General features: G+C 74.6%; 16 protein-coding genes. 5 read left to right on the forward strand and 11 right to left on the reverse strand.

Annotation, left to right across the window (positions count from 1 at the left end):
• Window positions 1-5 precede the first annotated feature (5 nt).
• From F4559_RS09750 to F4559_RS09775, 6 genes are read right to left on the reverse strand one after another with little or no spacing between them, the layout of a single operon-like run.
• Window positions 6-1,085, reverse strand: a complete 1,080-nt coding sequence (locus tag F4559_RS09750) for a hypothetical protein (protein WP_184667750.1) — start codon at window positions 1,083-1,085, stop codon at window positions 6-8.
• Window positions 1,082-1,666 (reverse strand): RNA polymerase sigma factor, encoded by a 585-nt coding sequence (locus tag F4559_RS09755; RefSeq protein WP_184667752.1) that lies wholly within the window; start codon window positions 1,664-1,666, stop codon window positions 1,082-1,084. Before F4559_RS09755 ends, F4559_RS09750 begins: the two co-directional genes overlap by 4 nt.
• Window positions 1,667-1,702: 36 nt before the next feature.
• The gene (locus F4559_RS09760) at window positions 1,703-2,374 is read right to left on the reverse strand and encodes an ESX secretion-associated protein EspG (protein ID WP_184667754.1); all 672 of its coding nucleotides are present in this window, start codon (window positions 2,372-2,374) and stop codon (window positions 1,703-1,705) included.
• Complete coding sequence (locus F4559_RS09765; protein ID WP_184667756.1) at window positions 2,371-3,537, reverse strand: PPE domain-containing protein; 1,167 nt, start codon at window positions 3,535-3,537, stop codon at window positions 2,371-2,373. The genes F4559_RS09760 and F4559_RS09765 overlap by 4 nt, the downstream gene beginning before the upstream one ends.
• Window positions 3,538-3,595: 58 nt before the next feature.
• Window positions 3,596-4,147: a DUF3558 family protein gene (locus tag F4559_RS09770; protein ID WP_184667758.1), complete on the reverse strand. Its 552-nt coding sequence runs from the start codon at window positions 4,145-4,147 to the stop codon at window positions 3,596-3,598.
• 13 nt (window positions 4,148-4,160) lie between these two features.
• Complete coding sequence (locus F4559_RS09775; RefSeq protein ID WP_184667760.1) at window positions 4,161-4,502, reverse strand: hypothetical protein; 342 nt, start codon at window positions 4,500-4,502, stop codon at window positions 4,161-4,163.
• A gap of 325 nt (window positions 4,503-4,827) precedes the next feature.
• Here F4559_RS09775 and def point away from each other — a divergent pair, with 325 nt between their 5' ends.
• Genes def through F4559_RS36255 form a run of 5 tightly spaced genes read left to right on the forward strand, consistent with a single transcriptional unit; the run spans window position 4,828 to window position 10,673 of the window.
• Entirely contained in the window at window positions 4,828-5,373 is a 546-nt protein-coding gene (gene def, locus F4559_RS09780; protein WP_184667762.1) for a peptide deformylase, read from the forward strand.
• A 2-nt stretch (window positions 5,374-5,375) separates the two neighbouring features.
• Window positions 5,376-6,302, forward strand: coding sequence for a methionyl-tRNA formyltransferase (gene fmt / locus F4559_RS09785; protein WP_184667765.1), 927 nt, complete (start codon window positions 5,376-5,378; stop codon window positions 6,300-6,302).
• A complete protein-coding gene (locus F4559_RS09790) occupies window positions 6,299-7,717 on the forward strand; it encodes an RsmB/NOP family class I SAM-dependent RNA methyltransferase (protein ID WP_184667766.1) in 1,419 nt (472 codons plus the stop codon). The genes fmt and F4559_RS09790 overlap by 4 nt, the downstream gene beginning before the upstream one ends.
• Window positions 7,714-8,214 carry a flavoprotein gene (locus F4559_RS09795; protein WP_312865550.1) on the forward strand — a complete coding sequence of 167 codons (501 nt, stop codon included), beginning with the start codon at window positions 7,714-7,716 and terminating at the stop codon, window positions 8,212-8,214. The genes F4559_RS09790 and F4559_RS09795 overlap by 4 nt, the downstream gene beginning before the upstream one ends.
• A gap of 11 nt (window positions 8,215-8,225) precedes the next feature.
• Complete coding sequence (locus tag F4559_RS36255; RefSeq protein WP_184667768.1) at window positions 8,226-10,673, forward strand: helix-turn-helix transcriptional regulator; 2,448 nt, start codon at window positions 8,226-8,228, stop codon at window positions 10,671-10,673.
• An 87-nt stretch (window positions 10,674-10,760) separates the two neighbouring features.
• On the opposite strand, the gene F4559_RS09805 is transcribed toward F4559_RS36255, so the two are convergent.
• The 5 genes from F4559_RS09805 to ribD are packed head-to-tail and all read right to left on the reverse strand — an operon-like array spanning window position 10,761 to window position 14,432.
• Entirely contained in the window at window positions 10,761-11,201 is a 441-nt protein-coding gene (locus F4559_RS09805; RefSeq protein WP_184667770.1) for a PH domain-containing protein, read from the reverse strand.
• The gene (ribH, locus tag F4559_RS09810; protein ID WP_184667772.1) at window positions 11,198-11,674 is read right to left on the reverse strand and encodes a 6,7-dimethyl-8-ribityllumazine synthase; all 477 of its coding nucleotides are present in this window, start codon (window positions 11,672-11,674) and stop codon (window positions 11,198-11,200) included. The genes F4559_RS09805 and ribH overlap by 4 nt, the downstream gene beginning before the upstream one ends.
• On the reverse strand, window positions 11,671-12,945 hold the full coding sequence (locus F4559_RS09815; protein WP_184667774.1) for a bifunctional 3,4-dihydroxy-2-butanone-4-phosphate synthase/GTP cyclohydrolase II: 1,275 nt from the start codon (window positions 12,943-12,945) through the stop codon (window positions 11,671-11,673). Before F4559_RS09815 ends, ribH begins: the two co-directional genes overlap by 4 nt.
• Window positions 12,942-13,565: a riboflavin synthase gene (locus tag F4559_RS09820; protein ID WP_184667776.1), complete on the reverse strand. Its 624-nt coding sequence runs from the start codon at window positions 13,563-13,565 to the stop codon at window positions 12,942-12,944. Before F4559_RS09820 ends, F4559_RS09815 begins: the two co-directional genes overlap by 4 nt.
• A 12-nt stretch (window positions 13,566-13,577) precedes the next feature.
• A complete protein-coding gene (gene ribD / locus F4559_RS09825) occupies window positions 13,578-14,432 on the reverse strand; it encodes a bifunctional diaminohydroxyphosphoribosylaminopyrimidine deaminase/5-amino-6-(5-phosphoribosylamino)uracil reductase RibD (RefSeq protein WP_184675619.1) in 855 nt (284 codons plus the stop codon).
• Window positions 14,433-14,444: the final 12 nt, after the last annotated feature.

Genomic DNA, 14,444 nt, shown 5'->3' on the forward strand with positions numbered 1-14,444 from the left:
CTTTCCTAGTAGGCCGGTCCCTCGTAGATCACGGCACCGGACTTGTCGGTCGCCCGGACCGTCGGCGTCCCCGCCGAGTCGTCGACGTCGACCTCGAACACGCCGTCGCGCACCACGGCCTGCCTCGTGTTGCCGGACGGGTCGGTGTAGGAGAGTGCCGCGACGTCCTCGCGGGTCATCCCGCCGACCCGCAGCGGCGTCGTCCCCTTCTCCGCGCCCAGGTGCCTGAACGGCCGCTCGTCCTGGGGCGTCACACGGCCGTAGGGGAACGCGCCGGGGTAGTCGCTGCACCCCAGCAACGTGCCGTCGGCCGTGCGCACGATCGTCACCCGCGCACCCTTGGTCGCCAGGGTCCAGCGGTCCAGGTCGCCGACCCACGGCGCACCGTCCAGCACGGCCCGGTCCACGCACCGCTCCACGACCTTGCGCTCGTCGGACAGACCGGGGCGGGCGAACGACTCGGCGGTGGTCGACCAGCCGCGGTGGAAGTTGCGGTCGAGATCCACCGCGGTGTGCCCACCGTCCTGCCGGATGAAGGTCAGGCCGATGGTGTCGATGTCCGGATCGGTCACCCACACGTCGTCGGCCAGCGTGACCCGACCCCGCGACGCCGTCACCTCCACGACGTCGCGTGGCGCGGTGCCGATCGCGACCCCGGTGGGGGACACCCACAGCAGGGTGATCCCGTCGGCGAGCCGCGGCGTGGGCGCGTCCGGCTTGCGGACGGACCGCGTGGTGCCGGTCAGCTCGCAGGGGCTGTCCCCGAGCACGATCCGCCGGCCCTTGACCTCGACGGTCGCCTCGGCCCGGTCGACGCCGCAGCGCTCCAGGTCGGCGGCCGTCGGCGGGCCGACCCGGAACGCCGCCGCGGCCGAGGTCGACGTCGCGGTCGGCGGTCCGCCCACCGACACGCCGTCGTGGTCCTGCATCGACTGCGCGACGATCGCCACGCCGGCGGCGAGCAGCACCACGGCCGCCGCCGCGGCGACCGGCGTGCGCGCACCACCGCGACGCACCACGGTGCGACGCATGCGTTCCCGTACCTCCGGCGGCAACGGCCGGCGGGCGGGCAGTTCGAGGCTCACTGGTCTTCCTCCGTCAACTCGTCGCGCAGCCGGGAACGGGCACGCGAGATCCTCGACCGCACGGTCACCTCGGCGATGCCGAGCACCTCGGCCGCCGCCGCCGTGGACAACTCGCCGAGCAGGCACAGCTCGACGGCCTCCCGTTCGGCTTTCGGCATGGTGCGCACGACGGCGAGCACCCGGCTCAACCGCCGGCCGCCGTCCACCGAGGACGCGACCCCTTCGGCGTGGTCGGGCACGGCGTCGGGCAGCGGCAACCGGAGCACGGCCCGTCGGAACCGGCCCACTCTGCGGAACTCGGTGCGGGCCAGGTTGCCCGCCACCGTGTAGAGCCACGGCAACGCGCTGTCGTGCACCAGGGTGATGTCCGACCGGCGGTGCCACGCGGCCAGGAACGTCGCCGAGGTCAGGTCCTCGGCGAGCGACCAGGACGCGGTCAGCCGGTAGGCGTGGTTCCACACCGCCTCGGCGTGCCGGTCGAACAGCACCGCGAACGACGCCCGGTCGCCGCGTGTCCACAGCAGGGCGTCGGTCTCGGGCACGACCTCGATCCCCGGTAGGCGTGTCGTCGCTGCGATCATGCCAATAGGTAGCCGCAGCCCGGTGCGGCGTTGCGTTCAGTTCCGGGTGATCCGCGCGACCATGCCCGCGCGGTCGGCCGGCGCGACCGTGATCCAGTCCGTCCCGTCGGCGGCGTACCGGCCGTGCGGGGTGTCGATCCAGGTCACGGACCGGCCGCCGAGCGCGGCCACGTGCCCGGTCCCCACGATCGGTCCGGCGAGCACGGCGCGGGCCGCCCGCACCTCGTCGTCCCGGTGCGCCGGGCCGCCGGTCGCGAGGGCCGACGCGCGCACCGTGACCGTCCGGCCCGGACCCGGCGGCCGGTGGGGGAGCACGCCGACCGCCGTGGCGGCCGGTGAGCCGCCGCGCCGCACGTCGAGCGTGACCGCGTCGTCCCGGCGGACGGCCAGCACCGTGAAACCCCGGCGTTCGGCGGCCAGCGCGCGCACGAGTTCGCCCGCCTCGACGTCGACCAGGCCCAGCACGGTGAACGCCGAGTCGGGCTGGGCGAGCAGGCGCAGCGCGTCCTCGACGTCGGCGTCCACCCGGCCGCGCCGGGCCAGGCCGCCGCGTTCCAGGTCGGCCAGCACGTCCGCGACGATCCGCTCGCGTTCGGCGCGCGTGCGGCCGTGCGGTTCGAGGTCGAGGGGGTAGGGGAGCGCGCCGAGCCCGAGCTGTTCCCACGCCACCTCGAACCCGGCCGGGGTCAGCCGCGCCAGTCCGCTCATTCCTCGCCGATGGTGCTCGGCGCGACCAGGCGCGGGTCCAGGTAGTACTCGTCGGTGGCGACGAGGTACCGGTTGGTGTGCTCGCGGTCCTCCGCGCGGGCGACCGGTCCGCCGGGCGGCACCGGGGCGAGCGGGGCCGCGCCGGGCCTGGCCGGCGGCGGTCCGGCGATCCGCGCCGCCGCCGCCCGTGCACCGGGTTCCCTGATCACGGCCGTCCCGCCGGCGGGAAGTCGTGGTCGCACCGGAGGTCCGCCGCCCGGCCGGCCGCCCATCGGCACCACGCCGACCGCCGGCCCGGACCGGGTCTCGCCCGGCCGGTCGCCGGACCTGACCTCGGCCGGCGCCGCCTCGGACCGTGCCGACTGGGTACGGGTGGTGTCCTGGTCGGCCCGCTGTTCCGGGGTGGTCGTGTCGTCGTCGCGACCGGGACCGGGTCGGCCGGCGCCCGGCGTGGTCGGGTCGGGCTCGGGCGTCGCACCGGGGACCGTCCGGCCGGGGGTGGTGCCGGTCGGATCGGTGCCCGTCGGTGTCGTCCCGGTGGGGGTCGTGCCCGCCGGTGTCGTGCCGCCGGGAACGGTGCCGACGGGATCCGTCCTGGCGTGGAACCCGTCGACCGCCGTGATCGACGCGGTGGTCACGCCCTGGTCGTCGGAGGTGGTGGGCGGCGTCCCGAGTTCCGGAAGCGTCGATGCGGTGCCGCGCATCGCCTCGTCCCGGGTCAGCAGCACCCGGACGGCCTCCTGCTTCGCCTCGTCCGACAGCGCCTTCCGGTGGGGGATGGTCAGCGGCAGGGCCAACAGCGAGAGCGGGTTGCCGCTGCCCACCGCGTCCCGGAACATCCCGCGCGGATCGAACGGCACCGGTTCGGGCATGCGCCGGTTGGCTTCGACCGCCACGGTGATCTGGTCCTCGGCGGCCCGCGCGGTGGTCGCGAAGTGGTCGCCGGTCCGCCCGGCGAACTCGCCGAACCGGGTCAACGCCGCCCGTGCCGCCTCCGCGGCCTCACCCGTCCACCCGCTCTCCGACCGGGTCACCATCAGCCGCAGGTCGACGGCGACCTGGGTGAACGTGGCGGCGAGCCGGTGCCAGACGTCGGCCATCCCGCCGGCCTCGCCGGGATCGAAGTTCTCGACCACCAGACGGCGCAGGTCCTCATGCGCCATTCCGGGGTAGTGGGCGGTCGGCTCGGGCGGTCTCGGCACGGTGCGCGTCCCCCTCGGGTCAGGGCAGCTTGGGCTCGATCAACTCGGCGGCTTTCGTGGCCCGCGCGCAGGCGGCGGGGGTGTCCTTGGCGCTCGCGGTGAGGTTGGCGATGATCAGCACCGCGATGTCGTCGGACACCGCGATCGCGACCGAGCACGCGTAGTCCTGCCCGAAGGACCCTTCGACCAGGACGGCCTCGTGGTCGCCGTAGCGGGTGGGCGCCACCCGTTTGCCTTCCAGGCGCAGGGAGTCGAGACCGGGTTCCACGCTCGCCGCCAGTCCGCCGTTGCCGCTGACGTTCCACGAGCAGGTGTCGACTCGGTCGACCTGCTTCAGGACGCCGGGGTGGTTCAGACCGAGCGTGCCGACCTCGTCGGCGGTGAGCAGGTCGCACGGGTTCTTGTTCGCGGCCTTGGTGGTGCCCGAGGTCGGAGGCGGCGTGCTCGGCACGGGTTCGTGCGGTGCCGCACCGCGTACGGGTATCGGCGTCCCCGCCTGGGCCGTGGTGCACGCCGCGGCGGCGAGCAGGGTCACGCAGGCCAGAAGGGCGCGTCCGGGCGTGCGGCTCATGGTCGGCTCCCCGTCAGGGTCGGTCGAACGCCGCGGCGGCGGCGGTCTCGACGGCGTGATAGGAGGCACGACTGCGGTCGAGTTGCCCGATGAGACCGTCCAGTCCGGCGATCAGGTCGGGGATGACCGTCATCGTCGACCGACTCGCGATGTCCTGGAACATCCGGCCGATCTCACCGGCGTAGCCCGCACCGATCGGCATGGTGTGCGAGGCCACGAAGAACGATTCCTGGGCGATCAGGTCGAGGGCGTCGCGCAGATCGCGCAGACCGGTCACCAGCGAGTCGACGGCGTCGGGTTCGATGAACATGCCGTGCGCGTCGCGGGCGTAAGCCAGCGCACGGGAAGCCGCCACGACATCGGCTGTGCCGCGGGCGAACCACGACGCCGGATCCACACTCCCGGCCAATCAGACCACCCCCGTGGCGTTCCGTGCGCGAACAATGACATTAGTGATAATTTTGGTCCGCGGAACCGCGTTCCGCGGATTTCCTCCTAAAGAAGGAACCCGGCTTCGGAGAGTGGCAGTAGTCCCATTCGGAGAATTAGAGGCTTCCACGCAACAGGGAATATCGTCCGCACCAGTGCGGACTCGGTCGGCGTGCCGGTGAAATGCCGATGGGCCCGGCCGTCGGCGGCTCTTCTAGACTGGTCACCCGCCCCACTTGCGAGGAGAGTGCGTGACCGTCCAACCGATCCGGCTGTTCGGCGATCCGGTGCTGCGGACGCCCGCGGTCGAGGTGACCGACTTCGACGCGGAGCTGCGCAAGCTGGTCAAGGACCTGTGGGACACCATGAGCGACGCCGGCGGTGCCGGGATCGCCGCGCCCCAGCTCGGAGTGGGGCTGCGGGTGTTCACCTACCACTGCGACGGGTTCGCCGGGCACCTGGTCAACCCGACCTTCGACGTCGTCGGCGACGAGGTCCAGGACGGCTCGGAAGGCTGCCTGTCCATCCCCGACCTGTCGTGGGACTGCCGGCGGTACCGCAGCGTGGTCGCGCGCGGCTGGAACATGCACGGCGAGCCGGTCGAGGTCGAGGGCACCGACCTGCTCGCGCGGTGCGTCCAGCACGAGGTCGACCACCTCGACGGCGTGCTGTTCCTGGACCGGCTCGACGACGAGACCCGCAAGCGGGCCATGGCCGAGATCCGCCGCCAGGACTGGTTCGACGGCGGCCTGCCCACGCTCAAGCAGTCGCCGCATCCGCTGTTCGGGGGTGCGTGAGCATGCGCCTGGTGTTCGCGGGCACGCCCGCCGTCGCGCTGCCGTCGCTGCGCGCGTTCCTCGCCTCGGACCGCCACGAGGTCGTCGCGGTCGTCACCCGGCCCGACGCCCAGGTCGGTCGGGGCCGCAAGATCGAGCGGTCCCCGGTGGCCGCGCTCGCCGACGAGCACGGCATCGAGGTCCTCACCCCGCGCCGCGCGGGCGACCACGACTTCCTCGACCGGCTGCGCGCGCTCGAACCCGACCTGTGCCCGGTCGTCGCCTACGGCGCGCTGCTGCCCGAGGCGGCCCTGGCCATCCCGGTCCACGGCTGGGTGAACCTGCACTTCTCGCTGCTGCCCGCGTGGCGTGGCGCCGCGCCCGTGCAGGCCGCCGTGCGGCACGGCGACGACATCACCGGCGCGACGACGTTCCGCATCGTCAAGGAACTCGACGCCGGTCCCGTGTTCGGCGTGGTGACCGAGCAGGTGCGCCCGCGCGACACGTCCGGCGAACTGCTCGACCGGCTCGCCGAGTCCGGCGCCCGGCTGCTGCTGTCCACTGTGGACGGTGTCGCGGACGGGACGCTGCGCGCGATCGGCCAGCCCGAGGAGGGCATCAGCTACGCGCCCAAGGTGTCGGTCGACGACGGTCGGCTGGACTTCGCCCTGCCCGCGCAGAGCCTGGACCGGGTGGCCCGCGCGGTCACGCCCGACCCCGGCGCGTGGGCGGAGTTCCGCGGCGAACGCCTCAAGCTCGGGCCCGTGACCCCGGTCGACGCGCCCACGCTCGCACCCGGCGAACTGGTCGTCGAGCGCAAGCGCGTCCTCGTCGGCACCGCCACCGGGCCGGTCGTGCTCGGCGACGTGCAGGCCCAGGGCAAGAAGCGGATGCCGGCGACGGACTGGGCGCGTGGCGTCCGGATCGAGGCGGGGGAGCGGATCGCATGACGCAGCGCTCATCACGACCGTCCCGCCCGCGCGGACCGCACCCGCCCCGGCGGCGTTCCGGCCCGCCGCGCCCCCCGGTCGAGGACCCGGCCCGGCAGGCCGCGCTCGACACGCTGCGCGCGGTCCGGCAGCGCGACGCCTACGCCAACCTCGTGCTGCCCGGCCTGCTCCGGGACCGCCGGATCACCGGCCGCGACGCCGCCCTGGCCACCGAACTCGCCTACGGCACGGCCCGTGCCCAGGGCCTGCTCGACGCCGTGCTCGCCGCGTGCACCGATCGGCCACTGTCCGACGTGGACGGTTCGGTGCTCGACGCCCTGCGGCTGGGCGCCTACCAGCTCCTGCGCACCCGCATCCCGGCGCACGCCGCCGTGGCGTCCACGGTGGACCTCGTGCGCGCCGGGCTCGGCTCGGGGGTCGCGGGCTTCGTCAACGCCGTGCTGCGCCGGGTGTCCGCGCAGGACGAGCCCGCCTGGATCGACGAGGTCGCCCCGGACGAGGAGACCGACCCGGTCGGCTACCTGGCCCTGGCGCACGCGCACCCGCGCTGGATCGCCCAGGCGTTCGCCGAGTCGCTGGGCACGCGGGGCGAGGCGCTGCGCGCGGCGCTGGCCGCCGACGACGCCCGGCCGATCGTCCACCTGGCGGCCCGGCCCGGCGAGTGCAGCGCCGACGAGCTGGCCGCCATGACCGGCGGCGACCCGGCGCCGTTCTCGCCGTACGGGGTGCACCTGGAGTCCGGCGACCCCGGCGACCTGGACCCGGTGCGCGAGAAGCTCGCCGCCGTGCAGGACGAGGGCAGCCAGCTCTGCGCGCTCGCGTTGACCCGCGTCCCGGTCGACGGCCCGGACGAGCGCTGGCTCGACCTGTGCGCGGGACCGGGCGGCAAGGCCGTGCTGATCGGCGCCCTGGCCCGGCTGGGCGGTGCCACGCTCGACGCCGTCGAGAAGGCGCCGCACCGCGCCGAGCTGATCCGCAAGGCGGCGGGCGACCTGCCGATCACCGTCCACGTCGCCGACGGCCGCGATCCGGGCCTGCCCGGCGGGTACGACCGGGTGCTGGTCGACGCGCCGTGCACGGGCCTGGGCGCGTTGCGCCGGCGGCCCGAGGCGCGGTGGCGGCGGCAGCCCTCGGACGTCGCGCCGCTGACCCGGTTGCAGCGCGAACTGCTCACCTCGGCGCTGGAACTGGTCCGGCCCGGTGGTGTCGTGGCGTACGTGGTCTGCTCGCCGCACCTGTCGGAGACCGTCGGCGTGGTGGCGGACGTGGCCCGGCGGACCGGCGCGCGACAACTGGACACCCGCGAGTACTTCCCGGACGTGCCCGACCTGGGCGACGGCCCGCACGTGCAGCTCTGGCCGCACGTGCACGGCACCGACGCCATGTTCTGCGCGCTGCTGAGGCGTCCGGAGTGACCCGTCCGGTGCTGGCGCTGATCGCGTCGGCCGGCGGCGGGGTCGAGCACTGGTTCGTGCCGGAGCTGGCCCGGCCGCTGGCCGAGGAGGGCTGGCGGCTCGCGGTCACGGTCACGCCGACGGCCGCGCGGTGGCTGGAACCGCTCGTGCCCGACCTGGAGGCGTTGACCGACCTGCCCGTGCGGTCGACGTCCCGGCTGCCCGGCGAGCCGAGACCGCACCCGCCGGCCGACGCGTTCGTGCTCGCGCCCGGCACCGCGAACTCGGTGGCGAAGCTGGCCCTGGGCATCGCGGACAACCAGGCGCTGACCGTGCTCTGCGAGGGACTCGGCCGGCGCGCGCCGATGGTCGTGCTGGTGCGGGCGAACGACGACCAGCTCGCGCACCCGGCGTTCGACGGGCACCTGGCCGTGCTGCGGACCGCCGGGGTGCGGCTGGTGTCGACCGGCGGTCCGTCGGCGGTCCGCCGTGAATTGACAGCCGCTCGACGGCCGTAGCAGGCTTGATCGTGTCGCATTCGCACGGCCGGGAACGTGAATGGACGTCGGTTCTACGCCTGCTCTCCGCACCCGGCGGCGTGCTGACCCTGGACGGGCCGCCGTGCTCGGGCAAGACCCGACTCCTGCACGACGCGGTCGACGCCGCGCGCGACCGCGGCCTGCCGGTGGTGCTCGTCGGCGGTGACCACCTCGCCGCGTCGGCGGACGTCGCCGCCGTGCTCGACAGCCGGGCACTGGTCGCGGTCGACCAGGCCCACGTCGACCCGGCGGCCCTGCTCGACCTGCTCGACCGCGTGCACGGCCGTCCGGTGGCGGTGCTGCTGACGCTCACGCTTCCCCTGGCCGGCGCGGAAGTGCGGCGTGCGGTGTCGACGCAGGGCGACGTGGTCTCGCTCGGCCCGGTCGACGCGGCGGCCGTGCGCCGGCTGGTCGTCGACCTGCTCGGCGTGCCGCCCGGACCGGACCTGCTGGCGCTCGTGGCCACGGCCGGCGGCAACCCGCGCCTGGTCGCCGACCTCGTCACCGGCCTGCGCGAGGAAGGACAGCTGGAGGTCGACGCGACCGGTGCCCGGCTGCGCGGCGGCTGGCTGCCCCGGCGCGTGGGCACGCTCGTCCGCGCGCGGTGCGACCGGCTCTCCGCGCGGGCCAACCAGGTGCTGCGGGTCGCGGCCGTGCTCGGGCGCACGTTCCCGTTGCACGACGTGGCGACCCTGATGGGCGAGACCGCCGCCGCCCTGCTGCCCGCGGTGGACGAGGTGCTCGCGTCGGGGTTGGTGGAGTCGGTCGACGACCGCCTGGAGTTCTCGTGCGACCTGGTGTGGCGCGCGGTCGTCGAGTCGATCCCCGAGTCGGTGGCACGCGCGTTGCGCCACGACGCCGCCGTGCTGCGCCCGGCCCAGCCCCCGGTCGCGGTCACCGGCGAACGCGGCCAGGCCGCCGTCGACGGCGTGCGCGCGTTGGCCGCCAACGGCCGGCTCGGCTCGGCCATCGCGCTGGCCCGCGCGGGACTGTCCGGCCGCCTGCCCGGTCCGGAGGCGGCCGAGCTGCACGTGGTCCTGGGCGGCATCCTGCTGGCCGACGGCAGACCGGCCGACGCCGTCGCGGAGATGGAGCACGCCCTGGCCGAGGGCGACGTGCCCGAACCCGTGCGCCGGCTCGCCTCGGCCGGCCGCCTGCTCGCCCTGTACTTCGCGGCCGGCGACCCGGCCGGTGCCCACGCCCTGTCCGTGCTCACCGTCCGCGACCGGGAGGCGAGTGACGCCGACGTGGTCATGGCCGCGACCGTCCACTCGTGCCTGGAGTGGACGGCGGGCAACCTCGCCGAGGCGATGTACTGGGGCCGCGAGTCGACCCGGTGGGACCTCGACGGGCCGACCGCGTGGTGGCAGTCGCACGCGGCCGTGGCGTACGCGCTGAAACTGGCCGCGCTGGGCGAGTTCGACGCCGCCGAACGCCTGGTGCGCGGCGACGGGCCGGACACCGACTCGGCGGTGCGCTCCGGTGCGCCGGCGGCCCGGCTCGTCGCCCGCGCCCGCGTGCTCACCCAGGCCGGCGACCTGGTGCGGGCGGACGAGGCCGCCCGCGCGGGGCTCGCCCTGGCCCGTGACCGGGGGCTGCGCCTGCTCGTGCCGCTGGCGTCGACGGTGTTGGCGACCGTGGCCCTGCACCGGGGCGACCTGACCGGCGCGGCCGAGCACGTGCGGTGCTACCGGGGCGATCTCGCGGCCGGTGAGGCGTTGTTGCACTCCGGCCAGTACGACTGGGTCGAACTGCTGCTCACCCACGCGCGGGGCGGTCCCGGCGCGGCGGCGGAGTCGGCCCGTGCGCTGCTGGACGACCCCGACGGCGCGCGGCGGATGCTCGTCGAGGAGCCCGGCGCGGCGGCGTGGCTGGTCCGGGTCGCCCTCGACGTCGGCGACAGCGCGTTGGCCGAGGTCGCCGCGCACACCGCCGAGGACCTCGCCGCCGCCAACCCCGGTTTCGGCCGGCTCGGGGCGGCGGCGGGGCATGCCCGTGCGCTGCTGGACCGCGACGTGGACGGGCTGCGGTCGGTGGTGGACCGCCACCGGCACCCGTGGGCGTCGGCGCACGCGAACGGGGACGTGGCCCGGCTGCTGGCGGAACTGGGCCGGGAGGACCGGGCGCACGGCTATCGCGAACGCGCCGCGCGGATCTTCGAACGCATGGGCGCGGAGGCCGAACTGGCCCGGTTACCCGGTGCGGCGCCACCGGCGGACTCGGGCACCGAGTCGGCGGACTGGCGGCGGCTGTCCGAACCGGAACGCGACATCGCCCGGCTCGTCGGCGCGGGGCTGACCAACCGCCAGGTCGGCAAGCAGCTCTTCCTCTCGCCGCACACGGTGAACTACCACCTGCGCGGCATCTTCCGGAAGCTCGGCATCAGCTCCCGGGTGGAACTGGCCCGCCTGGCCCACTCCCAGGAATCCCCGGTCTGACCCGCGAGTCCTCCACGCAGGCACCCCGAAACACGCACCCCGAAACACGCGTTCGGACACCCCCGGTCGGGGATGCCCGAACGAGGCTCAGCGGGTGGCGGCGCGGTGCAGGTCGCGAAGAGCGCGGACGGCCGCCACGGCGTGGTCGCGGTCCACCGCCTGCACGGCCATGATCGACACGTACTCGTCGTCCGGCAGCTCCAGCCGGGCCCACGACGCGCCGTCCGGGAACGACACGTGCAGCACGTCGGTCCACTCGTAACGGTGCGCGGTCACCACGTTGCGCACCTCGACGCCCCGCTCGTCGGCCCGCACGCGCGGCCGGGCCAACAGCAGCACGCCGCCGGCCAGCAGCACGCCCAGGCAGATCATCGCCACCTGGTCGGAGGTCCGGAAGATCACGCCGGTCGGGCTGTCGCCCAGCAGCAGACCCACCACGGTGAACACCGCCACGAGGAACACCGCGCACACCACCGACACCGTGCGGATGCGGCGCGGCCGGAACTGGACGGCGGTCACGACGCTCACCGCTCCCCTCGCAGCACGCGCAGCGTCACGGCCGCGTCCAACGCGGCGACGACGGCCTCGAAACCCTTGTCCTCCACCGAGTGCGGGAACCCGGCACGGGCGTCGGCCTGCTCCTCGGTGTCGCAGGTCAGCACGCCGTTGCCCACCGGCGTCGAGGTGTCCAGGGCGACCCGCGTCAACCCGGCGGTCACCGCGTCGCACACGTACTCGAAGTGCGGCGTGCCGCCCCGGATCACGACGCCCAGCGCCACGACCGCGTCGTGCGTACGCGCCAATTCCTGTGCCACGACCGGAAGTTCGACCGCACCCGCGACACGCGCCACGGTCACCCGCGCCGATGCCTTGCCCGCCGCCTCCAACGCCCGCGCGAGCAGGGTGTCGGTGATGGCCGCGTGCCACTTCGTCGCGACCACGCCCAGGCTCAGCCCGGACGCGTCGGGCACGACGGCCTCGGGACGCCCCTCGCCGCTCATTCCGCCCCCTCCGCGGTGCTGACCACGGCACCGCCCTGGCTCAGCGCCTCGTACTGTTCGAGCTGGTGCAGTTCGTGGCCCATCCGGTCCCGCTTGGTGCGCAGGTAGCGCAGGTTCTCCGGGTTGGGGGAGATGGGCAGCGGCACGCGGTCGAGCACGGCCAGCCCGTAACCCTCCAGGCCGACGCGCTTGGCCGGGTTGTTGGTCAGCAGCCGCATGGACTTGATGCCCAGTTCGCACAGGATCTGCGCGCCCGTGCCGTAGTCGCGCGCGTCGGCGGGCAGGCCCTGCGCGAGGTTGGCGTCCACGGTGTCCGCGCCGTGGTCCTGGAGTTGGTACGCCTGGAGCTTGTGCATCAGACCGATGCCGCGTCCCTCGTGACCGCGCATGTACAGCACGACGCCGCGTCCCTGCGCCGCCACGGCCTCCAACGCCGCGTCCAACTGGGGACCGCAGTCGCAGCGCAGCGAACCGAACACGTCGCCGGTCAGGCACTCGGAGTGCACGCGGACCAGCACGTCCTCGCCCTCGCCGAGCTCGCCGTACACCAGCGCCACGTGCTCGATGCCGTCGAGCTTCGAGTCGTAGCCCACCGCGCGGAACACGCCGTGCGCGGTCGGGATGCGGGCCTCGGCCACGCGCACGACCTGCGTCTCCACCCGGCGGCGGTACGCGATCAGCTCGGCGATGGTGATCAGCGCCAGGTCGTGGTCGGCGGCGAAGACCTCCAGCTCGTCACGCCGGGCCATGTCGCCCTCGTCCTTCTGCGACACGATCTCGCAGAGGACGCCGGCGGGCGAGAAACCCGCCAGCCGGGCCAGGTCGACGGCCGCCTCGGTGTGGCCGGGCCGGCGCAGCACGCCGCCGGTGCGGGCGCGCAGCGGCACGACGTGACCGGGCCGCGAGAAGTGCTTGGCGTCGGACGCCGGGTCGGCGAGCAGCCGGATCGTGTGCGCCCGGTCGGCCGCCGAGATGCCCGTGGACACGCCCTCGCGCGCGTCGACCGTGACCGTGTACGCGGTGCCGCGCTGGTCCTGGTTCGTGTGGTACATCGGCGGCAGGTCGAGGCGGTCGCAGTCCTCCTCGGTCAGCGCCACGCACACGTACCCGGACGTGTAGCGGACCATGAACGCGAGCAGCTCGGGCGTCGCCTTCTCGGCCGCGAAGATGAGGTCGCCCTCGTTCTCCCGGTCCTCGTCGTCGACCACGACCACGGGGCGGCCGGCCGCCAGGTCCGCGATCGCGCGTTCGATGTCGGGGAATCTCGTCACCGTGCGGCACCTTCCTCGCCCGCTGCGCGCAGGTGCGGCAGGGCCAGCCGTTCGACGTACTTCGCGAGCACGTCGACCTCCAGATTGACCCGCTCGCCCGGCGTGCGCCGACCCAACGTGGTCAGGTCGAGTGTGGTGGGGATGAGGCTCACCGTGAACGAGTCCTCGGTCACTTCCACGACGGTCAGCGACACGCCGTCGACCGTGATCGAGCCCTTCTCCACGACGTACCGCGCGAGTCCCGGCGGCAGTCCGATGTGGACGATCTCCCAGTGCTCGGCCTTCTCCCGCGACCGGACGACGCCGGTCCCGTCGACGTGGCCCTGCACGATGTGCCCGCCCAGCCGCTGCCCGACGGCCGCGGCGCGTTCGAGGTTGACCCGGTCGCCGGCGGCGATGCCGTCCAGGCTGGACCGGACCAGTGTCTCGCGCATCACATCGGCGGTGAACGCGCCGTCGACCACGTCGACCACCGTCAGGCACACGCCGTTGACCGCGATCGAGTCGCCGTGCTTCGCGTCGCCGGTCACCACCGGACCGGCGATGGTGACGCGCGCCGCGTCCGGCAGGTCCTCGACCGCGACGATCTCGCCCAACTCCTCGACAATCCCGGTGAACACCGCAACCCTCCCTCAGCGGACCGGCACTGCGGACACCCGCAGACCCGGCCCGGACATCGTGACCCGTTCGACGACCAGTCCCACCGCGTCCGGACCGACGGTCCCGGCGGCGGTGGCCACGCCGGTGCCGCTGAGCACGAGCCGTCCGTCCCCCAGCAGTTCCGGCGCGAGGTGCGCGAGCACCCGGTCGAGCCGACCGGCCGCCGCGAACGCACCCGCCAGGGTAGGCCCGCCCACCAGCACCACGTCCACGACGTCACGTCCGGCGAGCGCCGCGTCGACGTCGTGCGCGTGCGCCGGGTGGCCCACGTCGACCCGCAACGGACGGTAAGGCCCCGGTGTTCCCGAGGAGGGCGCGGTCCGCATGCCGGACACGATGGCGTCCGCGCGTGCGATGTGCTCGTCCTTTTCGGCGTCGTCCGACGCGTACCAGGTCACGTGCGGACGTCCGGTGCGCGCGAAGTGCAACCAAGCCCGCAGGGGGCCGTCGCCGACGACTTCGGCCAGGAAGCCGGACTCGACCTCGACGCCCGCCGCGCGCAGCACGTCCGCGCCGCCCGCGGCCGTCGGATTCGGATCGGACACCGCGTGGACGACCCGGCGCACCCCGGCGGCGAGCAGCGCGTCGGTGCACGGCGGCGTGCGGCCGTGGTGCGCGCACGGTTCGAGCGTCACGACGGCCGTGCCGCCGACGGCCCGGTCACCGGCTTCGCGCAGGGCCACGACCTCGGCGTGCGGCCCGCCCGGCGGTCGCGTGGCGCCGACGCCGACCGGCTCGCCGGACGCGTCGAGCACGACGCAGCCCACGGGCGGGTTCGGGCTCGTGGTGCCCAGGACCGCCGCGCTCGCCTCGACGGCGCGGGCCATGGCGTCGGCGAG

This window comes from Saccharothrix violaceirubra (assembly GCF_014203755.1).
GTDB classification, from domain to species: Bacteria; Actinomycetota; Actinomycetes; order Mycobacteriales; family Pseudonocardiaceae; genus Actinosynnema; species Actinosynnema violaceirubrum.